Source organism: Cohnella nanjingensis, from assembly GCF_014212125.1.
GTDB lineage: Bacteria > Bacillota > Bacilli > Paenibacillales > Paenibacillaceae > Cohnella > Cohnella nanjingensis.
Genome location: NZ_JACJVP010000036.1, coordinates 46645 through 67261, shown reverse-complemented (window position 1 = coordinate 67261; position 20617 = coordinate 46645). Strand labels below are relative to the sequence as shown.

21 protein-coding genes are annotated in these 20617 nt (G+C 61.7%); 7 read left to right on the top strand and 14 right to left on the bottom strand.

Annotated features, from left to right (window positions below):
• Positions 1-451 precede the first annotated feature (451 nt).
• Positions 452-1195 (bottom strand): IclR family transcriptional regulator, encoded by a 744-nt coding sequence (locus H7C19_RS21715; protein ID WP_185671159.1) that lies wholly within the window; start codon positions 1193-1195, stop codon positions 452-454.
• A 214-nt stretch (positions 1196-1409) separates the two neighbouring features.
• Here H7C19_RS21715 and H7C19_RS21710 point away from each other — a divergent pair, with 214 nt between their 5' ends.
• Positions 1410-2444, top strand: coding sequence for an alpha/beta hydrolase (locus tag H7C19_RS21710; protein WP_185671158.1), 1035 nt, complete (start codon positions 1410-1412; stop codon positions 2442-2444).
• A gap of 93 nt (positions 2445-2537) precedes the next feature.
• On the top strand, positions 2538-3662 hold the full coding sequence (locus tag H7C19_RS21705) for a Fe-Mn family superoxide dismutase (protein ID WP_246469651.1): 1125 nt from the start codon (positions 2538-2540) through the stop codon (positions 3660-3662).
• A 139-nt stretch (positions 3663-3801) separates the two neighbouring features.
• Here the strand turns inward: H7C19_RS21705 and H7C19_RS21700 are convergent, their stop codons facing one another.
• The gene (locus tag H7C19_RS21700; RefSeq protein WP_185671156.1) at positions 3802-5400 is read right to left on the bottom strand and encodes a sensor domain-containing diguanylate cyclase; all 1599 of its coding nucleotides are present in this window, start codon (positions 5398-5400) and stop codon (positions 3802-3804) included.
• Positions 5401-5763: 363 nt separating this feature from the next.
• Positions 5764-6840: a Gfo/Idh/MocA family protein gene (locus H7C19_RS21695; RefSeq protein ID WP_185671155.1), complete on the bottom strand. Its 1077-nt coding sequence runs from the start codon at positions 6838-6840 to the stop codon at positions 5764-5766.
• 259 nt (positions 6841-7099) lie between these two features.
• On the opposite strand from H7C19_RS21695, the gene H7C19_RS21690 reads away from it, so the two are divergent.
• Positions 7100-7846, top strand: a complete 747-nt coding sequence (locus tag H7C19_RS21690; protein ID WP_313731908.1) for a GNAT family N-acetyltransferase — start codon at positions 7100-7102, stop codon at positions 7844-7846.
• Positions 7847-7918: 72 nt separating this feature from the next.
• Here H7C19_RS21690 and folE read toward each other — a convergent pair whose 3' ends face one another.
• From folE to H7C19_RS21670, 4 genes are all read right to left on the bottom strand, one after another.
• Positions 7919-8512: a GTP cyclohydrolase I FolE gene (gene folE / locus H7C19_RS21685; protein ID WP_185671153.1), complete on the bottom strand. Its 594-nt coding sequence runs from the start codon at positions 8510-8512 to the stop codon at positions 7919-7921.
• A gap of 58 nt (positions 8513-8570) precedes the next feature.
• Positions 8571-8795 (bottom strand): YneF family protein, encoded by a 225-nt coding sequence (locus tag H7C19_RS21680; protein ID WP_185671152.1) that lies wholly within the window; start codon positions 8793-8795, stop codon positions 8571-8573.
• Positions 8796-8963: 168 nt separating this feature from the next.
• The gene (locus H7C19_RS21675) at positions 8964-9995 is read right to left on the bottom strand and encodes an HD-GYP domain-containing protein (protein WP_185671151.1); all 1032 of its coding nucleotides are present in this window, start codon (positions 9993-9995) and stop codon (positions 8964-8966) included.
• Positions 9996-10155: 160 nt separating this feature from the next.
• Complete coding sequence (locus H7C19_RS21670; protein WP_185671169.1) at positions 10156-11106, bottom strand: ABC transporter substrate-binding protein; 951 nt, start codon at positions 11104-11106, stop codon at positions 10156-10158.
• A 255-nt stretch (positions 11107-11361) separates the two neighbouring features.
• Between H7C19_RS21670 and H7C19_RS21665 the strand changes: the two genes are divergently transcribed.
• The 3 genes from H7C19_RS21665 to H7C19_RS21655 are packed head-to-tail and all read left to right on the top strand — an operon-like array spanning position 11362 to position 14231.
• Positions 11362-12345, top strand: coding sequence for a FecCD family ABC transporter permease (locus H7C19_RS21665; RefSeq protein WP_185671150.1), 984 nt, complete (start codon positions 11362-11364; stop codon positions 12343-12345).
• The gene (locus H7C19_RS21660; RefSeq protein ID WP_185671149.1) at positions 12342-13385 is read left to right on the top strand and encodes a FecCD family ABC transporter permease; all 1044 of its coding nucleotides are present in this window, start codon (positions 12342-12344) and stop codon (positions 13383-13385) included. The genes H7C19_RS21665 and H7C19_RS21660 overlap by 4 nt, the downstream gene beginning before the upstream one ends.
• A gap of 18 nt (positions 13386-13403) precedes the next feature.
• Entirely contained in the window at positions 13404-14231 is an 828-nt protein-coding gene (locus H7C19_RS21655) for an ABC transporter ATP-binding protein (RefSeq protein WP_185671148.1), read from the top strand.
• 507 nt (positions 14232-14738) lie between these two features.
• Here the strand turns inward: H7C19_RS21655 and H7C19_RS35310 are convergent.
• From H7C19_RS35310 to H7C19_RS21630, 5 genes are all read right to left on the bottom strand, one after another.
• Positions 14739-15332 carry a methylated-DNA--[protein]-cysteine S-methyltransferase gene (locus H7C19_RS35310; protein ID WP_281384922.1) on the bottom strand — a complete coding sequence of 198 codons (594 nt, stop codon included), beginning with the start codon at positions 15330-15332 and terminating at the stop codon, positions 14739-14741.
• A 4-nt stretch (positions 15333-15336) separates the two neighbouring features.
• A complete protein-coding gene (gene queG / locus H7C19_RS21645) occupies positions 15337-16563 on the bottom strand; it encodes a tRNA epoxyqueuosine(34) reductase QueG (RefSeq protein WP_246469650.1) in 1227 nt (408 codons plus the stop codon).
• Positions 16564-16654: 91 nt separating this feature from the next.
• Positions 16655-17242 carry a signal peptidase I gene (lepB, locus tag H7C19_RS21640; RefSeq protein WP_185671147.1) on the bottom strand — a complete coding sequence of 196 codons (588 nt, stop codon included), beginning with the start codon at positions 17240-17242 and terminating at the stop codon, positions 16655-16657.
• Between the two features lie 8 nt (positions 17243-17250).
• Complete coding sequence (locus H7C19_RS21635) at positions 17251-17832, bottom strand: DUF402 domain-containing protein (RefSeq protein WP_185671146.1); 582 nt, start codon at positions 17830-17832, stop codon at positions 17251-17253.
• 135 nt (positions 17833-17967) lie between these two features.
• Positions 17968-18390 carry a GNAT family N-acetyltransferase gene (locus H7C19_RS21630; RefSeq protein WP_185671145.1) on the bottom strand — a complete coding sequence of 141 codons (423 nt, stop codon included), beginning with the start codon at positions 18388-18390 and terminating at the stop codon, positions 17968-17970.
• Positions 18391-18815: 425 nt separating this feature from the next.
• Between H7C19_RS21630 and H7C19_RS21625 the strand changes: the two genes are divergently transcribed.
• The gene (locus H7C19_RS21625) at positions 18816-19427 is read left to right on the top strand and encodes a superoxide dismutase (protein WP_221469392.1); all 612 of its coding nucleotides are present in this window, start codon (positions 18816-18818) and stop codon (positions 19425-19427) included.
• A gap of 458 nt (positions 19428-19885) precedes the next feature.
• Here H7C19_RS21625 and H7C19_RS21620 read toward each other — a convergent pair whose 3' ends face one another.
• Positions 19886-20206: a hypothetical protein gene (locus H7C19_RS21620; RefSeq protein ID WP_185671144.1), complete on the bottom strand. Its 321-nt coding sequence runs from the start codon at positions 20204-20206 to the stop codon at positions 19886-19888.
• Between the two features lie 13 nt (positions 20207-20219).
• Positions 20220-20480 carry a DUF2164 domain-containing protein gene (locus H7C19_RS21615; RefSeq protein ID WP_185671143.1) on the bottom strand — a complete coding sequence of 87 codons (261 nt, stop codon included), beginning with the start codon at positions 20478-20480 and terminating at the stop codon, positions 20220-20222.
• Between the last annotated feature and the right edge of the window lie 137 nt (positions 20481-20617).

Below are 20617 nucleotides of genomic sequence, written 5' to 3'. Positions count from 1 at the left end.
TTAGCGTTAATGCAAGGCCATTGATGTAAACTACCTACATCAGAGTTCGGGGTGCCGGAGCGGTGAATGGGCGGATGTAGACTACCTACATTGGCGGTCGGCGGGCTGGAGCGGTGAATGTGCGCATTTTGGCTATGTCACGAAGTATATGCACCAAGGGACTGTCCCTCCGGGCCCAATCGGCCTTCTGGGAGAGTCCCTTGAGCGCTGGCGGCACTTGGTAGCTCAAAGTTACGTACCCAGTACGTCACTTGAGAACCAGCGGCGCTTGGGGGCCCAACGTGACGTACCCAGTACCTCTCCCTGCCGCCGACAGCGAGAAAATACATAACGTGTTGTACCCAATAACATCACTTAGCCGCCATCAGCGCGAGAATATGCAAAGGGGCAGCCCCCTCGGTCCGTATCGACCCTTGGGGCAGCCCCTCACCTATTAGTCAGCTACGTCCATCTATCCCAGCAGCGCGCCCATGCGTTTGGCGGCGCCGACGATGGCCGGGGACCGCTCCTGCATGACGTCCGGCGTCAGGCGGTTCGACGGCCCCGAGACGGCGAGCGCGGCGACCAGTTTGCCCGCGCGGTTGAAGATCGGCGCCGAGATGGCCGCCGCGCCCGGCTCGCGCTCTTCGAAGCTGGTCGCGTACCCGGCCGAGACGATCTCGTCCAGCTGCTGTGTGTAGGACGGGCCCTGCAAGCCCGCCGGCCAAGACGGGTCGGCGAGCAGCGCCTCCCGCACGCCAGGCTCCGCGAACGCGAGCAGCACCTTGCTGGACGCGCCCACGGAGAGCGGCAATCGCACGCCTACGGGCGCAACCCGCCGAATAGCCTGCTCGCTCTGTACCGCTTGGATGCGTACCCGCTCCAGCCGGTCCCGGACATATAGGCTGATCGTCTCCCCCAACTGGTCGCGGAGCTTCACCATCTCGCCGATCAGCACGACGGTCGGGTCGTCCGACGTAGCGAAGTGCGCGGACAGCTCGAGGATGCGCAGTCCAAGCTTGTACTTCTCCGTCACCTCATCCCGGACGACGAAGCCCTTCTCCTCCAGCGTGGCAAGCAGCCGGTGCACGGTGCTCTTGTGCAAGCCGCATCGCACGGCGATCTCGGACAGCCCCCACTCGCCTCCCGCCGCGAAGACAAGCAAGATATCGAGCGCCCGCTCCACCGCGCGCACGGTTCGTTTCTCCTCTTCCAACGAAAGTCCCTCCCGCTCCGTCCGTTTCACTCTGTGAAACAATAGTACACCTAGTATAACCCAAGGCGCAAGCCTAGTAAATGCAGGAAGCTAGTATTACAGTTCGATTACACACCTCTTACAAATCGACAAAGCGCGTTGACGCTCTAGTCGCAAAGCCCTACATTTAAATTATCAGAGAATTACAAGCGCTTACAGATAGGAGGCGAACCCGATGAGCACAACTGTATTGACGCCTTTGTCCCTAGGCCCCGGGGCGCTTCCCGCGATCGATCCCGCACCGCGAACGGCGTTTCGCCATCGCATCGCCCGGGCTTTCGCCGTCACCACCGTATCTGTCGCTTGCACGGTTGTTTTGCTCCTTTTTGCGTTCAACGGATATATCGCTTGGATGCTCACCCATCCTCCGATCGCCGCGCTGAATACCAACCCGCTCGCGGCCAAGAACTTGGCTTACGCGGACGTTACCTTTCCCAGCGCCGACGGCGCGCGGGAGACGAACGGCTGGTGGATCCCTGCCGGCGACAGCGTCCGCACGGTCGTCCTGAGCCATGGGTTCGGCGCGAACCGCGAAGAATACTGGGTCCCGATGTACGATCTCGCGGACCTGCTGCACGGGCTCCACTACAACGTGCTCATGTTCGATTACGGCTATGCCGACGCCAAGCACCGGACGCCCGCGACCGGCGGCCGCGAAGAATCGCAGCAGCTGATCGGCGCCCTGCAGTACGCGCGCGAGCGCGGCACGGAAGAGCTCGTCGTCTGGGGATTCTCCATGGGCGCCGGCACGGCGCTGCAGGCCGCCCTGCATACCGGGCTGATCGACGGGATGATCCTCGACAGCACCTTCGTGCCGAGCACGGATACGCTCGCCCATAATCTGAAGCCTTTTACCGTCTTACCCCATATCGTCTCGGTTGACTTGATCCGTCTCTTCCTGCCGCTGTGGAGCGGCACGTACCTGGATCAGATCCCGTCGGGCGAGGTCGAATCGAAGGCCTACGACTTCCCGATCCTGCTCATTCACGGCACCGCGGACGCCAAAGCCCCTTACGGCATCTCCGAGCGCATCGCCGCGTCGCAGCACAATCCGGAGTCTCAGCTCTGGATCGTGCCGAACGCGATTCACGAGATGATCTTCCGTACGCATCCGGAGGAGTACGTCGCGCGGACCACCGCCTTCCTGAGCGGGATCGACGCCTTGGCGGCCTCCCGGCTCGCAGGCACGCGCGGTTTGCTCTCCGCTTGATCGGAGGCATAGGCCAACCTCCTCTCCGCATACGTTGGGTACGAAGCGATGCTCGCTCGATACTCACGGGTGCGCGAGGAGGGGGAATGCCCGATGCTGTCGAATCGGCTGCTGGATGAAGTGATCTATTGCAAGAAGCGCGAGAAAGAACACGCGGCTCAGCTCCGTCAATCCTTGACGGAGCTGGAGCCGCCTTATGTGCGTCTGCTGCAGGAATGGGAACGCGTGCTGGATCTGACGATCTCGGCGGCTCGCTCGGTACAGGGAGAAGCCCAAGCCGAGCCGCTCTATGCGGCGCCCCCGATTCGCGCCGCCCTGCTGCGGGGACTGGTGAACGAGTCGGTGTATCAGACGCGGGAATTCTCCCGTCAGCTGCAGCTGCTGCAGGCCGACAGCGCCGTCGTGCGCGCGCTCGGAACGGATGTCACGCTGACGGCCCTCCAGCCGTCTGCCGGCTCGCAGGAGATGGAGGACGACAGTCCCGAAGGCTATGGCGGGCCCCAGCCGGCAGACGGCCACGAACGGCGCGATGCGGACGACCCGGCGTCCTGGACGCCCGACTCTCCGCGCGCGCCGGCGTCCGGCGGGCAGCCCGTGCCGATCGGCGGCCACAAGCTGCCTCCCCTGCCCTATCCCTACCAAGCGCTGGAGCCGTACATCGACGAGAAGACGATGCGGATCCACCATGACAAGCATCATCAGAGCTACGTCGACGGCCTGAACAAAGCCGAACAGAAGCTCGCCGAAGCCAGACGCAGCGGCGACTTCGATCTCGTCAAGCATTGGGAGCGGGAACTGGCGTTCAACGGCGCCGGCCATTATCTGCATACGATCTTCTGGGACGCGATGGCGCCCAAGAGCGGAGGCAAGCCGACGGGGGCGTTGGCCGATCAGATCGCGAAAGACTTCGGAAGCTACGACGCTTTTAAGCAGCAATTCTCCGAAGCCGCGAACAAGGTGGAAGGCGGCGGTTGGGCGATCCTCGTCTGGAGCCCCCGCGCGCATCGCCTGGAGATCCTGACGGCGGAGAAGCATCAGAATCTATCCCAGTGGGACGTCGTCCCGCTGCTCCCGCTCGACGTGTGGGAGCATGCCTATTACCTGAAGCACCAGAACAACCGCGGCGATTACGTGAAGGATTGGTGGAACGTCGTCAACTGGCCATTCGTCGCCGACCGGTTCGGCGAAGCGCGGAAGCTCCAATGGACGCCCTATTAAGCATACGAACGGCAACAATCCCCGCTCGGAGGCGTCAGCCTCCGGCGGGGATTGTCTCGTCGTGGACGTTAAAGAGCGTTAAGCAAAGCGAATGAACGGCGAGAGGAGAAGGAACGATGCAGAATTCCTAGCCGCGTCTTCAGACTTTCGCCGCCCGCTCCCGCTGGTAGACGACGGTACGGTTGCGGCCGGTCTCCTTCGCCTCGTACAAAGCGTCGTCCGCTTGTTTGAACAGCGTCGCCGCATCCTCTGCGTCATAAGGGAAGGAGGAGATGCCGAGCGACAGGGTGACCGGCCGGCCGATCGGACTGTCTTCTTCCGCCATGCGCAGCCGGATGCGCTCCGCCAGCAGGAAAGCCACTTCCTTGTCTCCGTACGGGAGCAGCAGCGTGAACTCCTCTCCGCCGTAGCGGCAGCCGAAGTCGATGTCGCGCTTCTCGCTGCGGATCCGTTCGGCCAGGAATCGAAGCACCTCGTCCCCCTGCTGGTGGCCGAACGTGTCGTTGATCGATTTGAAGCGGTCCAAGTCGAGCATGACGATCGCGAACGGCGTCTTCTGCTCCACCCAATGCTCCACGACCGTGTCCAGGAACCTGCGGTTGGCCAGTCCCGTCAGCGGATCGGTATGGGCCTGATCGGACAATTCCTCCGTCCGGGAGCCCATCATGCGGAAGGACTCGGATACGGCCCTGAAGAGCTCGTTGGCTTCATACGTCCAATGCCTGGCCTGCGGGATCTGCACGGTGACGGCCTCCCCTCGGTTGAACGCCGACGCGTAGTGCGCCAATCGATTCAACGGCAAGGTGAGTCGATGGGACAGCCAAACGACGAGCAGCAGGATGACCACCAGGAACGGCGCGGAGATGGCCGCCATCCGAACGGCGATATCGCTCACGCTGGACGCCACGTTGGCCAGCGGCGTCTGGGAGACGATGCCCCAGCCGACGGCCGGCACGATGGAGTAACCCGCCAGGTAGCGCGTCCCCTTGGTGTTCGTAACCGGCATCTGGCCGCCCTTCCCGTTCATGATCTCTCGCACGACCGGGTTCTCGCCGACTCTCTCCCCGACCCTTGTCAGATCGGGATGATAGATCAGATTGCCGGACGAGTCGACGACATAATAGTAGGAACCGTTCTTGTTGCTCAACTGCTCGCCCAGAATTTTCTGGAATACGTTGGCCTCCTGCAAGTAGATCGAACCGGCGACGAAGCCCTTGTATTGGCCGGCCGCATCGAAGATCGGGTAGCTGACCATGACGATCAGCCGCTTGGTGATCGCTTTGTACGGGGCCGAGATGAGCGGCTTCCGCAGCTCGAGCGCTTGCTTTGCCTCCGCGGAAGTCAACCGCTGGCCCACGAGGCTGAGCGTCTCCGGCGAGGTCGAGACGACGACTCCGGCCTCGTTCACCAAGACGACCGAATTGAAGTACGGAACGCTCTTGCGGAGGAAGTCCATCTGGCCTTGAACGCCGTCGCTCCGATTGCGCGGCACGGAGAAGTAGTCCGCGGCCGTCTTCATCGTCTCTTTCATGGACAAAACGATCGTCTGCGTGGTCCGGCTCAGCTCGTTCGCCGTAATGCGATTCAGTTCGAGCGTATTGGAGGAGAGCGCGCGCTTCTGGGTCTCGTAGCCGACGACCGTATTCAATGCGAACGTGATCGCGACCGACAAGAACACGACGGCGGAGATGATGATCCATAGCTTGATGCCCTTGCTTCCCATGCTTCGCTTGCCCATGAACCGATCTCCCGTCTTTGCGTGATGCGATACGCGAATTGCGATTTGACAATGAATAGGCAATATTACGTTTTGCAATTGACGATACGATACTAGATTTGCGATTTGAAAATCGCGTTACGATGGACAGCCCACGCCATCATTCGACGTTTTTCGCCTTTCCCAAATCTCTATTCTATCACAATCGGATATATGCTCATAGCGCCATTCGCAACAAGTTCAGCCGGCTTCGACTCGCGCGATCGTCAATCCCCGGATCAGTCGCCCGGCGAGTTCCCCCTCCCACCCCTGAACGGCAAAAAGCCACCGGATGGCGGCTCCGAGACCGCGATACGGTGGCTATGACCCTGCCTTGCCGCTGGATTACAGGCTCCAGTCCAGCTTCACTTCGCCGCCGGTGCGGGAAGATTCGTAGATGGCGTCGATGATCAGATTGCTGCGCAGCCCCGTCTCCGCGGACGTCCAAGGCGTCTTGCATTCGCGGACGCATTCGAGGAAGTGGCGGCTGAGCCGGACGCGTCCGCCTTCGTCGTTCTCCGGCGTCGCGAGCGGCACGTCGACGGTCTGGTCGAACCGCTCCGTGAGGAACTTGCCTTCCCCGCCGCGCAGGAAAGCGCCGCCGTCAGAGCCCATCAGGTGTACGAACGGACTGCTGTCCGTATTCATATGGACCGCCCAACTGACCTCCAGCGTCAGCGACGAGCCGTCTTCCATCTTGATGATCGCGGTCGCGAGATCCTCGACGTCGTAGACGCCGTTCCAATCCGGCTTGCCCCACGTGCCGATGCCCTTGCGCCGCGGGCCGAACTCGGCGTACGTCGAGCCGTAGACGGAGACAGGCTTGGGCTCGCCCATCAGGAAGAACGCCAGATCCAGCATATGAACGCCGATGTCGATCAGCGGACCGCCGCCGGCTTGGTCGTGCCGGGTGAACCAGGTGCCCCATCCCGGGATGCCTTTGCGGCGGTACCAGCCGGTCTTGGCGGTGTAGATGCGTCCAAGCTCGCCTCGGTCGATCTGCTCCTTCACATGCAGCGGGAGCCACTCCCAGCGCATCTGATGGGCGACCATGACCGTCTTGCCGTGACGCCGCTGCGCCCGGACGATGTCCTTGGCGGCAGCCGCGTCGAGGCCCATCGGCTTCTCGACCAGCACGTGCTTGCCGTTCTCCAGCGCGCTGATCGTGAGCGGCGCATGGCTCTGGTTCGGCACGGCGACGATAACCGCGTCGATATCCGAACGGGCGATCAGCGCCTCCGGCGACGGCGAGACGGTCGCGATGCCGTATTGCTGCGCGCGCTGCTCTGCCAGCGGCAGGTACGCGTCCGTGATCGCGACGATCTCGCACTCGTTGCCCAGCTTCCCGAATTCCTGCAGATGCACGTTGCCGATGTTGCCCGCGCCGATGAGACCGATGCGGATTTTATTGGAAGAACCCATGATTCGTTTGCCCCCATTCGAAGTATTGAAAACGTTTAAATTCATCATAATCCACTTCGAACCCGGATTCGATGTTCAAATTAGCCTTCTTCTTATCCAACGTGGACAAAGTGTCGATCGAAAAGGGCCTGGGCGGGGACGATAAGAGGTTGTATATTTATCAAATTATATGTATATTTATTCTTACGACCTGAGACGGATAACGGTACGACGCCGGCAAGCGTCGAACCGATCGGCGAGGGAGAAGGGGGGACGGCGCGTGCGCGAACGTATCGAACAATTGACGTTAAACGCTTGGCCGGCTTTGCAGCAAATCTTGTACGACGGCTGGGTCATTCGGATGGCGGACGGGTACACGAAGCGGGCCAACTCCGTGCAGCCGCTGCAAGCGGGCAGCATCCCGGATCTGCGCGAGAAGGTAGGCTATTGCGAGGACCTCTACCACGCCGCCGGACTGCCCGCCATCTTCAAGCTTACGCCGTTCGCGGCGCCGGCGGGCCTCGATCGGAGGCTGGACGACTACGGATACGCCGTTCAGGACTTGTCCGTCGTGAAGACGCGGTCGTTAACGGCGCAGGCGCTGCCCGAGCCGGAGCTGCGCGACGTCCGCATCGAATCGGAGCTCTCCGCCGCCTGGCTCGCCGCCGCCTCCTCCCTATTGCCGCTGAACGAGCGCCAGCAAGCGACCGCGAGCCGGATGTTCGCGCCGGGCTGTCTGCGCAAGGGATTCTTCGCGCTCCACTGGGAGGGCGCTCCCGTCGCCTGCGGCATCGGCGTCATCGAAGACGGGTTCGTCGGACTGTACGATATCGTCACCGATCCGAAGCTGAGGAACCGCGGAATCGCGGAACAGCTGCTGCTGCACGTCCTGAAATGGGGACGCGATCGCGGCGCGATCGCGAGCTACCTCCAAGTGGTGCAGGACAATGCGCCCGCTCAGCGGCTGTACGCGAAGCTCGGGTACGAGGAGCTCTATCCGTACTGGTACCGGGTCCGTTGGCCGTAAGCCCTGATCATCGATGACGATAAAAAAGGACCCGGCGCGACTGCGCTGGGTCCTTTGCTCTGCTATTGCGGATTATTCCTTGATTAACGACAGGAACTCCGATCGCAGCGCCGAGCTCTGGCGGAATTGGCCGCGTACGGCCGAGGTCACCGTCTTGCTGCCCGGCTTTTTCACGCCGCGCGAGCACATGCACAGATGCTCGCCTTCGACGACGACCATCACCCCGTGCGGCTCGAGCACTTCCTCGAGGATATCCGCAACCTGCGAGGTGATGCGCTCCTGCACTTGCAGTCGGCGCGTGACCGCCTCGACGAGACGCGCCAGCTTGCTGAGGCCGGCGATCTTGCCGCTCGGAATGTAGCCGATATGCGCCTTGCCGAAGAACGGCGCCATATGGTGCTCGCATTGGCTGTAGTAGACGATGTCCTTCACGATGACGAGCTCCTCGTGCCGCTCGTCGAAGGTGACGCCGAGCGCGTCGCGTGGATCGACCCCGTATCCGGCGAATATCTCTTCGTACATCCGCGTTACCCGCGCCGGCGTGTCGAGCAGACCTTCCCGCTCCACGTCCTCGCCGATCAGCTTCAGGATCTCGCGAACGTGATGCTCCACTTGCTCGCGGTTCGCCGATACGCGCTCGTTGACATAATCCTTCAGACCCGCCATAGGTATCCCCCTTAGATAGCGATGTTCGCAGCGCTCGCTCCGAACCGGCAAATCCCGCTTATTTGCGGGATTTGAAGTTCTGGTTCTTCATCATCTGCTGGGCTTTCTGAAGCTGCTGCTTGTTCATATTGTAGCCCATTTGCTTGGCCATCTTCGCCAGCATGTCCGGGTTGTTCTGCATCTTCGTCATTTGGTTGCGAAGATAGAATACGCCGACGATAAATCCAAGCACCAGGCCGACGATCAGCGTCAGTACCGGAATGAGAATGTTCCAAAACGTCATGTGCTTCCATACCCCCGACTATCGATTCAGTATAAAAAGCCCAGCGGATGGCGCGTGCGCCGGGCGCAAGGCTTGTTAACCTATGATAGCATGGCCGCGACCCGCGGGCAACACGGCCCCGTCTGCCGGATATCGCCAGCGTCCCGCAGCGAAACCGCACCCGCCCCGTCAATTGAGCACGGCTTCGATGAACGTGGTCGGATGCTGCGCCAGGTCGATCTCGCGCGCCTCGACGGCGTCTTCCCCGTCCTTCTCGATGACCCGCACGATAGGTCTGCCCGGCAAGCCGCGGTGCTGCCCGACGACGACGCCCGTCTGCCGGTTCGACAGCCGCACCGAGATGCCGTTCGGATAGACCGAGACGATCCGCAGGAACTCGACCAGCACGTCCCGTTCGAGCACGCTGCCCGACAGCGCGTGCAGCCGCTCGATCGCCTCGTGCGGCGGCAGCCGCCGCCCTTCCTCGTTGATGCCGTTGACCATATTGTCGTAGCGGTCGGCGACCGCGGTGATCTTGGCATAGAGATGGATCTCGTCGCCGGACAGCCCCCGCGGCTTGCCGCTGCCGTCTACCGACTCGTGGTGCTGGAACGCCACATGCGAGATCAGCAGGCTGTACTCCCGCTTCAGCTTGAGCAGATCGAACCCCCGCCAAGCGTGGTGGGCACGCCCCTCTTCCTCCGTTTCCCGAGAGACGCCGACTTTGCCGATATCGTGAAGCATGGACCCGATCGCCAGCTCCTTCAGCTGAATCATATTCAAGCCCATGTTCAATCCGACCATCGTCGCCATCATGCAGACGTTCATCGCGTGAAGGAACATGGCATTGTCTTCGGTCCGAATGTCGGACAGCTGCACGAGCACGTTCTGGTTCTTCAACACGTCGTCCATCAGCTGGTCGACCGTCATGCTGATCGCCCGCGTGTTGAACGGCTTGCCCGAACGGAGCGCCTCGAACGTCGAGGACATCTGCTGGACGACCATCTGCTTGGTCTCCTCGGACAGCACTTCGTCGATCTGAATATCCGGCGCGGACGGATCGCTAAGGTACACCATCGTGACGCCCAGGCGCTTCAACGTGCTGATCATGAACACCGTCAAATGAACGCCCGCGGAGAGCAGCACCGTGCCGTTCTCCGAGAAGATCGTCTTGCCCAGCGTCTGCCCCGGCTCTACACTCTCGATATCCGTTAATTTCATCTATCTCGCTCCCGTTGCCGATGTAGGTACGACTCTCGTTGACGTCTACTCTTTATGTCGGTTATTCCGGCGGGGAAATGAATGCGCAGCCCTAAACGCGCCCCGCAAAAAAAATCCTCCGCCCGGCGGGACGGAGGATTGGTGCGCGGTTCGCGGCGTCTTACAGCTTGATCTCGTAGATGTCCGCCAGCTGATCGACCATCAGGTTGGCGGCGATGATGCCCCCCGCCGTGTTCCAGACGGCGTCGTCGACACGGTAGACTTTGCCGTTCTTCACGGCGTTCAGGCTCTTCCAGATCGGATCGGCCGTCGTCTCCTGCTCCAGCGCCGTTCCTTTGCCGTCGCCGGTCTCGTACGTGAAGTAGAACAGGCGGTCGGCGTCGGCTTCGGGCAGGCGCTCCTTCGTGATCTCGTCGACGAATTGCTCCTTCGCGTTCAACGTCATCGGGTTGCGGGCAAGGCTGATTTGCTTGAAAATGATGCCGGTAAACGTATCTTGATGATAGACGCGCGTCTTGCCGGCCATGAACCGGACGACGGAGACCGTCTCCTTCAGCTTGTCGCCGGCCTTGGTTCTAAAGTCGTCGACCTTGGCGTCGAAGTCCGCGACCAGCTTGTCTCCTTCGGCTTGCTTGTTCAATGCTTCGGCGTAGAGCTTGAAGTTGGTCTTCCACTCGCCGCGCAGCGTCTCGGATTCGACCGTCGGCGCGATCGCTTTGAGCTGGTCGTAGATCTTCTCGTGGCGCATCTTGTTCGCGAGGATGAGGTCCGGCTTCAGGCCCGCGATGAGCTCGAGGTTCGGCTGGCCTTCGTCGCCGACGACCGTCACGCCTTCCATCCGATCCTTGATGTGATCGTACCAAGGATCGGCCGTCCACGACTTGACCGCGCCGACCGGCTTGATGCCGAGCGCCAGCACCGCTTCCGTCCCTTCGTTCGTCAGCACGACGACCCGCTCCGGGTGCGCCTTGACCTGGGCGTCTCCCATCGCGTGCTTCACCGTGCGCAGCCCGCCGTCGTCCCCGGAGGCCGAGGCCGAAGCCGACGCTGTGCCGGTCGCCGAAGGCGAACTCCCCGCGTCGTTTCCGTTTTTATTTCCGCATCCCGCCATAACCACGACGAGAATAAGCGCCAAGATGCTCCAACCCAACTTCTTTCTGTTTGCCACCGTTGCTCCCCCTTATTTCCCATAACCGTTGATAATCATTATCACTCACAGGGTCCACTATATCGGATCGTTCCTGCCGCTGTCAACGATTTTGTGATAATCATTCTCATTGACATCAAATCGACAATAATCTAGAATTCTTCAATGAGACATGATGCGCCCTCCGGGGCTATTAGATAGGAAGCAGGCCGCCATGAAATGAAATCTCTTCTCTTCGCCTTGTTCGCGCTCCTCCTCGCCGTCGCCGTCGCTTGCAGCATCGCCTTCGGGATCACGAACATCTCCTTCGCGGAGATCGTCCGTTCGTTCACGCACTACGACGCCTCCCAAGCGCAACTGATCATCCGCACGGCGCGCGTCCCGAGGGCGCTCGTCGCCGCGTGCGTAGGCGGCAGTCTCGCCGTCGCCGGCGCCCTCATGCAGGTCATCTCGCGCAACCCGATCGCCTCCCCCAGCACGCTGGGGATCAATTCGGGCGCCGCGTTCTTCGTCGTGCTCGGCTCCGGGCTGCTGGGCTTCACCGGCATGCGCGCGCTGACGCTCGTCGCGCTGGTCGGCGCGGCGGTCAGCGGCGCGATCGTCTACATCCTCGGCAGCATGGGACGCGACGGCATGACGCCCGTGAAGATTACGCTCGCCGGCGCGACGATCGCCGCGTTTTTCTTCTCCCTGACCCAGGGCTACATGCTGGCGGACGGCCGCATGTTCGACCAGGTGCTCATCTGGATGGTCGGCTCCGTCGCCGGCCGGGACATGAACATGCTCGTCGCCGTTCTCCCTTATATGGCTGCGGGCATGGTCATCGCGCTGCTGCTGTCCCGGCACTTGAACGTGCTGGAGATGGGCGACGACGTCGCCCAGGGGCTCGGCCAGTCGACCGCGAAGATCAAAGGCTTCGCCTCGCTCGCGGTCATCCTCCTGGCGGGCGCCTCCGTAGCGGTCGCGGGTCCCATCGCCTTCGTCGGCATCATCATCCCGCACATCGTTCGTTACTTCATTAGCGGCGACTACCGTTGGCTCATCCCGTTCAGCGCGCTCTTCGGGGCGATCCTGCTCGTGGCCGCCGATCTCGGCTCGCGGTATATCGCGATGCCGTCGGAGATTCCCGTAGGAGTAGCTACGGCCATCCTGGGCGTTCCGTTCTTCGTCTATATCGCACGGAAGGGGAGACGCATCGGATGAGCAAATACGTCGCGTGGCGGACGGACAAACCCCGCCTCTCGCTCTTGGTCGACCGGAAAGCCGTCCGCTGGACGGTCATCCTCTTCCTGCTGACGGCCGCCGTCATGATCGTCAGCACCGGCATCGGCAGCACTTGGATCTCGCCGACGAATGTCGTCCGCGCGGTGTTCGGCGGCGGCGAAGCCATGAGCCAGATCGTCGTCAATCAACTGCGACTGCCGCGCATCGTCGTGGCCGTGCTGGTCGGCGCCTCGCTCGCCGTCGCCGGCGCCGTCCTGCAAGGACTCGTGCGCAACCCGCTCGCTTCCCCGGATGTGACGGGCATCACGGAGGGCGCATCGCTCGGCGCGGTGTTGTTCCTCTACTTCTTCTACGGGACGCTGTCCATCAAGTGGATGCCCGTAGGGGCGATCATCGGAGCGTTCGCCGTTACCGCCCTGCTCTACGCGCTAGCCTGGCGGAACGGCGTCTCGCCGATCCGGCTGGTGCTGATCGGCACCGGGCTATCGGCCGCGTTCAAAGCCGTCGCCTACATGCTCATCATCTCCAGCCCGTTCATGCTGGCCGTCAAGTCGGTCACGTTCATGACCGGCAGCATCTACGGCGCCTCCTGGCAGAAGGAAGTGCTGCCGCTGCTGCCCTGGGTGGCGATCCTGCTGCCGCTGACCTGGCTGCAGGCGCGGCACGTCAACGTCCAAGCGCTCGGCGAGGAAGTCGCCGGCAGCGCGGGCGCGAACGTGCCGCGGCAGCGGCTGATTCTGCTCTTGCTGAGCGTCGCGCTGGCGGGCGCGGCCGTCGCCATCGGCGGCGCGATCTCCTTCATCGGGCTGATGGCGCCGCATATGGCGCGGAAGCTCGTCGGGCCGTCCTTCGGCGGCCTGCTGCCAGTCAGCGCGCTGCTCGGCGCGCTCATCCTGCTCGGCGCGGATCTCGTCGCGCGCACCGCCTTCTACCCGCAGGACGTGGCGGCGGGCGTATTCACGGCCGCGGTCGGCGCGCCGTTCTTCCTGTTCTTGTTGTACCGTCAAGGGAAAGCTTAGTAGCGAGGAGGGATACGCATGGCAACTTTGGAAGCCAAGCAGTTGACGCTATCCTACGGGGGAACGTCGATCTTCAAGGAATTGAGCCTCACCATCCCTTCGGGAGAGACGACCGTGCTCATCGGCAGCAACGGCTGCGGCAAGTCGACGCTGCTCCGCGCGATGGCGCGGCTCCTGAAGCCGCAGACGGGCTCGGTCGTCCTGAGCGGCGAGGATATCGCCAAGCTGACGACCAAGGAAGTCGCGAAGCGCATGGCCATCCTCCCGCAGGGGCCGACGGCGCCGGAAGGGCTCACCGTGCTGCAGCTCGTGAAGCAGGGCCGGTACCCGTACCAGAGCTGGCTGCAGCAGTGGTCGGCCGAGGACGAAGCCAGCGTCAAGGCAGCGCTCGCCGCGACCGGCATGGACGAACTGGCCGAGCGCTCCGTCGACTCGCTCTCCGGCGGCCAGCGCCAGCGGGCTTGGATCGCGATGACGCTGGCGCAGCAGACGGACGTCATTCTGCTCGACGAGCCGACCACCTATCTCGACCTGACGCACCAGATCGAGGTGCTCGATTTGCTCTACGAGCTGAATGCGCGCGAGCAGCGCACCATCGTCATGGTGCTGCACGACATTAATCTTGCCTGCCGCTATGCGGACCATATCGTGGCGGTGAAGGACGGTGCCGTCTACGCGCAGGGCAATCCGTCCGAGATGGTCGACGCGCGCCTCATCGAAGCCGTATTCGGCCTGCAGTGCGACATTATGGCGGACCCGCTCTACGGCACGCCGCTCTGCATTCCGCACGGCAAGGGCAAGAAGCGGGCCGCGCCGCCGGCATCCGTGCTGGCTGGCACGGTGTAGCCGCGGCAGCGAAGGGGTCCGGCACAAGCCTTCGGCCATGCCGATAGACGCAGCTGGACGGGGATAACCGCTTTCTGCGGTTATCTCCCGCAGAATGAGGCTGGCACGGGCCGAGATAACCGCTCTCTGCGGTTATCTCCCGCAGAATGAGGCTGGCACGGGCCGAGATAACCTCTCTCTGCGGTTATCTCCCGCAGAATGAGGCTGGCACGGACCGAGATAACCGCTTTCTGCGATTATCTCCCGCAGAATGAGGCTGGCACGGGCCGAGATAACCTCATTCTGCGGTTATCTCCCGCAGAATGAGGCTGGCACGGACCGAGATAACCGCTTTCTGCGGTTATCTCACACCGAGGATGGTCGCACCTTGGCCCCGGTATACCTCATGAACGGAGATTCTGCGGCATAGAGCTGGCTCATCCCTACTGACGAACGAAAAAAGCTGGCTCGGCGGTCGACTCCATGACCCCGGACCAGCTTTTTTACTATACGATCCGCCGCTCTCGTTCAATGCCCCAAGACTTCCGCAGCGGCCGGCGCGCCGTCTTCAAGCGCAAGCAGCCGCTCCTTGATCGCGAGCCCCCCGCCGTAGCCGACCATCGCGCCGTTGGCGCCGATGATCCGGTGGCAGGGCACGACGATCGGGACGGGGTTGCGGTTGTTCGCGCCGCCGACGGCCCGGACCGCCTGAGGCGCGCCTACGGCGGCGGCGATGTCCCGATAGGCGGCCGTCGCGCCGTAAGGCACGTCCCGCAGCGCCTGCCACACCTTCCGCTGGAACGGCGTCCCTCTCATATCGAGCGGCAGATCGAACGCCTGCAGCTCGCCCGCGAAGTAGCGCCGAAGCTGGCTGACGGCCTCCCGAAGGACTTCGTCTTCGGCGTCCTCGCGGAACGCGAAGGACGGCCACCAGCGGTGCGCCCAAGCCTTGGCCGAGCAGCTCCGGGTCTCCCAGCCGCCGAATTCCACGCGGCAGATCCCCGCGTCCGTCCGGCAGAGGGTCAGCTTCCCGAGCGGCGAGTCCATCTCCGTCCATACGAGCGCTTGGGCTGCTGAAGTGCCGCCGGCCGCTGCCGGCGCTTTCCGGCCGATTCGATTCATCATCCTAGTGGACGCCTCCATTATCGTTCGCTTTCTCTCGCGTCGTGCGCAGGCTTGGATCGGCGAGTGCGGCTAACGCCCGGTTCGCCGCCTCGACCACTTGCTCGTGCTGCTCCGTCTCCGCGGCTTGCCGCAGCGCCGCTTCCGCTTGATCGCCGCCGATGCGGCCCAAAGCCCAGGCCGCCGTCGCGCGCAGCTCGAAGCGCGGGTCCTCGCGCAGCACGCGCGCGACATCCGGCACGGCCGCCGCGTCGCGGAAGTTGCCGAGGCCGATGAGCGCGTTGCGCTGGATCGGCTTGCGCCCCCGCCAGGCCGCGCTGCTGGTCCCGAACCGCTCCTTGAACTGGCGGTTGCCGAGCGCGAGGAGCGGCTGGAGCAGCGGCTTGGCGACGTCGGGGTCGGGCAGCAGCTCCGCGTGGTGCCTGGCGTCCTTGCCCCGGTTGACGGGACAAACGATCTGGCACGTGTCGCAGCCGTACAGCCGGTTGCCGATCTTCAGCATCATCTCGTCCGAGACGATCCCTTTGTTCTGCGTCTGGAAGGAGATGCACTTCTGAGCGTTCAGTTGCCCCGGTCCCACAAGCGCCCCCGTCGGGCAGGCGTCGATGCATTTGGTGCATTCGCCGCAGCCTTCCTCGACCGGCGTATCCGGAGGCAGCGGAAGGTTCGTGATCATCTCCCCAAGATAGACCCACGAGCCCCATTCCTGCGTCAGGATCATGGTGTTCTTGCCGCTCCAGCCGATACCCGCGCGCTCGGCGACGGCCCGGTCCGACAGCGCGCCGGTGTCCACCATCGATAGTCCCCGCGCGTCGGGCACCCGCTCCGCAAGCCAGGCCGAGAGCCGCTCGAGACGCCGATTCAGCACGGCGTGATAGTCCTCGCCCCACGCCGAGCGTGACAGGATGCCCCTGCGCGCGCCCGGCTCCGATATCGGCGGATTTTTCAGCTTCGACGGATAGGCGACCGCGATGGCGATGATCGAGCGGGGCTCTTCGAACAGCAGCGACGGATCGGTCCGTTTGTCCAGATCCGGTTCTTCGAAGCCGGATTCGTATCCGAGCTCGCGATGCCGGACGAGGCGCTCCTTCAGCTCGAGGAACGGATCGACGGTCGTTACGCCGATCTTGTCGATGCCAAGACCGGGCGCCGCCGCGACCATCTCTTCCTTCAAGTGGGTCCAGAAAGCCCGGTCCCGCTCTCCTGCGCGCAAGGTCATGTTCGCGTCCATCCGTCGTCCCTCCGTTCTCTGCCGGCGGGCCGGATGGATCGCTTTGCGCGCCAGCGCGTCGCCGTCGTTGTCGATTCTGCGTTGTTCGTGATTAGAGCTGGGTCCATCGCGTGATCGGCCACAGGATGAATTCCGCGCGGCCGATGATCGCCTTCTCGGGTACTTCCTTGAACGTTCGGCTATCTTTGCTGGCGTCCTTATGGCGGTTGTCGCCCATGACGAAGTAATGTCCGTCGCTTACCTTCACCGGCCCGAAGTCGCCGTCTTCGATGGCCGCGTCGGTGTAAGCCTCGACCTTCAGCTCGCCGTTCAGATAGAGCTGGCCGCCGCGCGCCTCCACCGTATCTCCGGGAACGCCGATCACCCTTTTGACGAGAAACTTCTTCTTGCCGTCGTCATTGCTCGGGTCCTTGAGGACGACGACGTCGCTCCGCTTCGGATGCCCGGTCTCGTAGACGATCTTGTTAATGAACAGCCACTCCCGTTCGTACAGCGTCGGCTGCATCGAGATGCTCTTGACCGTGGACAGCTGGAACACGAACGTCTTCAGCAGGAACACGATGACCAGCGCGATGGCGATCGCCTTGGCCCAATCCACTACTTCTCGCAGCCATGCGGGTCGGGGCGGCTTCACGGCGCGCGATCTCCCCGCCGGGGCCGAACTCACGGGATCACTCATACGTGTCTCTAGTCTCCCTCGCTAGCGATCTGTTGTCGTTTCCATTCTTCGTAGTACCGGCGTACCTGGCCGTCTCCGAACGGAGAAGCGTAGGCCGCGATTCGTCCATGCAGCGCCTGCAAGCCTCTCTCCACCTGATCCTGCACCGACGGGCTGTAGCGGTAATCCTCTTTGTGCCTGTCGTACTCGTCGCGGTCCAGTTCCTGGCTCGTCCCGCCCGGGAGCAGCACGACGTCCAGATCGTAATCGATGTAGGTGAGCACGTCGCTGTAACGGTATGGCGGCGAAGCCACATTGCAATAGTAACGGACCCCTCGGTCCTCCAACAGCGCAACGACATTGAACCACTCGCCGGGAATGAAGAACGAGACGGCCGGCACGCGGCTGACCCACTCCTTGCCGTCCGCCTCCCGGATCGGCGTGTGATCGTTCACGAATACCATCATCGCTTGATCGGCGTGCATGGGATGCAACTTCTCCGGCGGCACCTGCCAGTTCTCGAGCCACACGCGGTGAACCGAGCCGTTATGTTTGAAACTCTTGATCGTACAGCGCTCGTAAGAAGACGGAATCAGGCCGCTGCGCTCCATGCCAAGCCTCCTGCCGAAATCCGGATAAGATAATATAAGAAAAGCATATCTTATGGCCAAAAGCAACCGAATAATCGGTCCCTATCGACGCGTAAGATATGCTCTCCTTAGCCAAGCTTGTCCGCTCGAAGATCGTCAGCCGGCCACGATCGACAACGGACGCGACAGCTTCACGAGATCAAGCGCCTGCTCGCCTACGGATTGGTAGAACGGAAGCAGCATTTCATTATGCTTGTCCCCTGCAATCAACACCTTCATCACGTTGCGCTGACGGAATCGCACGTTCATGGCGGAGACTAGCGACCTCCCTACGCCTTGGCGGCGGTTGTCCGGATGGACGGCGATGCGATACACATACCCTTTGCTCTGGTCGATCGTGCCGATCATGACGCCGACGATCGCGTCTTCCCGCTGGGCGACCAGAACCAATTCGCTGTCCCAAGAGAGCTGTCTGGACAAAGCCGACATCGTCTCTTCGCAGCATTCCTCCGATAACGCAATTTCAAGAAGCTCGGCAACGGAACGGTAATCCGATAGTTGGAACGCTCGAATCTGCATGTGTGATCTCCCCGGATTCAGTTAAAGTAGAGGCGGCGGTGTTGATTTAACGTCGCTTTAACGTAATTTAATCTTACGACAATTTTTCGAAAATTTCCTCCCCTTTTGTTAAGAAAACATAAATTTTTTTGTAGAAATCGAGGGAATTATCGTGAAAACGCTTTAAATGAAGCGGTTACATGGTGTAAACCTCAATAAATCTGCCAATTTCGCCGAATTCGGCGAAATACGGGGATTTCGCTTGTATCCTGCAGGACCCTTCCTGCGCCGTTGGCCCTATCGCATAGCCGCGAGCGAATAGGACATTCTAACCGGGTTGATCATTTTCGTTCGACTTTCTAAACATCCTTGTTGATTTACTATGTAAAATCAGAGATAATACGGAGGAAGGTTACTACCCAGTTTATGAAGGAGGTTTTCTAATCATGGCACACGTATTGCCCGCTCTTCCTTACGCGAACGACGCACTCGAACCGCACATCGACGCACAGACGATGGAGATTCACCACGACCGTCACCACAATACTTACGTAACGAACCTCAACAAGGCGCTGGAGTCCGCTCCCGAGCTTGCTGAGAAGAGCATCGAAGATCTGATCTCCGATCTGAACGCCGTTCCCGAATCCATCCGTACGGCTGTTCGCAACAACGGCGGCGGCCATGCGAACCACTCCCTGTTCTGGGAAGTGATCGGCCCGAACGCCGGCGGAGCTCCAACGGGCGCCCTGGCTGCCGCGATCGACAGCGAGCTTGGCGGCTTCGACAAGTTCAAGGAATCGTTCGCCGCTGCGGCGACGACGCGCTTCGGCTCCGGTTGGGCATGGCTTGCCGTAGGCAAAGACGGCAAGCTCAAAGTATACAGCCTGCCGAACCAAGACTCCCCGATCATGGAAGGCGACACGCCGCTCCTCGGTCTGGACGTCTGGGAGCACGCTTACTACCTGAAGTACCAGAACAAACGCCCGGACTACATCGGCGCCTTCTGGAACGTCGTGAACTGGGACGCCGTCGCGAAGCGCTACGACGCCGCGAAGTAAGCAACCCACTTGAGGCAATTGAAGAGGCCACCCGCGCGGGTGGCCTCTTTTTCGTGGGCGGGGTGTTGTCTCGAGAGGACTGCGGCTGCCCTGGATGGCGACAGCCGATGATCGCGTAGGGTCCGGAGGGTGGATATTGGCGGGTGGATATTGGCGGGTGGACGATGATATGCGCTGTGGTCAGGCGGCAATATGCCCGAATGTAGGTAGTTTAAGTACCCTCTTTGGCGGTCGGGCGGCAAAACGTGCGAATGTAGGTAGTTTAAGTACCTTCTTTGGCGGTCGGGCGGCAAAACGTGCGAATGTAGGTAGTTTAAGTACCTTCTTTGGCGGTCGGACGGCAAAACATGTGAATGTAGGTAGTTTAAGTACCTTCTTTGGCGGTCGGGCGCCAAAACGTGCGAATGTAGGTAGTTTAAGTACCTTCTTTGGCGGTCTAGCGGGCAGGCAAAGCCTCGTCACTGCCTCTCCCCTTGTTCGCGCTCCTCAGCACGCTGTTCGTCGAAGCGCCTATCCGCTTCGCGGATCGCTTGAGCGGACCGCTTCACTAACGGAGCGCCCAATTCCCATGCATAGAACAGCAAACCGACAACGCCTAGCCATATGGCGATCCTGTGCCCCGCCATTCCGCCCGTGGCTTGCAGCGACGTCGCATACGGTCCCGGCGGCGTACTCCAGCCCGATAATTGCGACATATAATGCGCCGCAGGGATATGAACCCCGATGTAGAGTGCGATGCCGCTCAGGAGCAAGACGCTGCCGATCACGATCTTCTTCATGCTCCCCCTCCTTCTACTTCCGGTCAACGCTTATGGGCCGTTCCACCGCGTACAGTTCGTCCTCCAGCTCAGACATCTTCAACAGCAGCGACTGGCGCGCATCCCCGATCGCTTGATTGTAGATCGGTGCGGCCAGCTCTCCGATCATGAAGTCGAGCAGCTGCTCGGCAGCCAGCCGGCCGAACTCCTCGGATCGCTCTGTCTCGAAGTACGATTGCACACGGTCGACGATCCGGTCTTTGTGTTCCTTAGGCAGCTTCAACGGTACGGTCATACGGCGCCTCCTGTCCGGTATCGCTTCGCGCCTTCATCCAGGGCGAATATCCGGCGTTCTTACCGACTATCGTATCACGAAAAAAAGATCGCACCAACCGGCATAGCAAGCCGTGGAGCGATCTTGAGTGCTGGCTC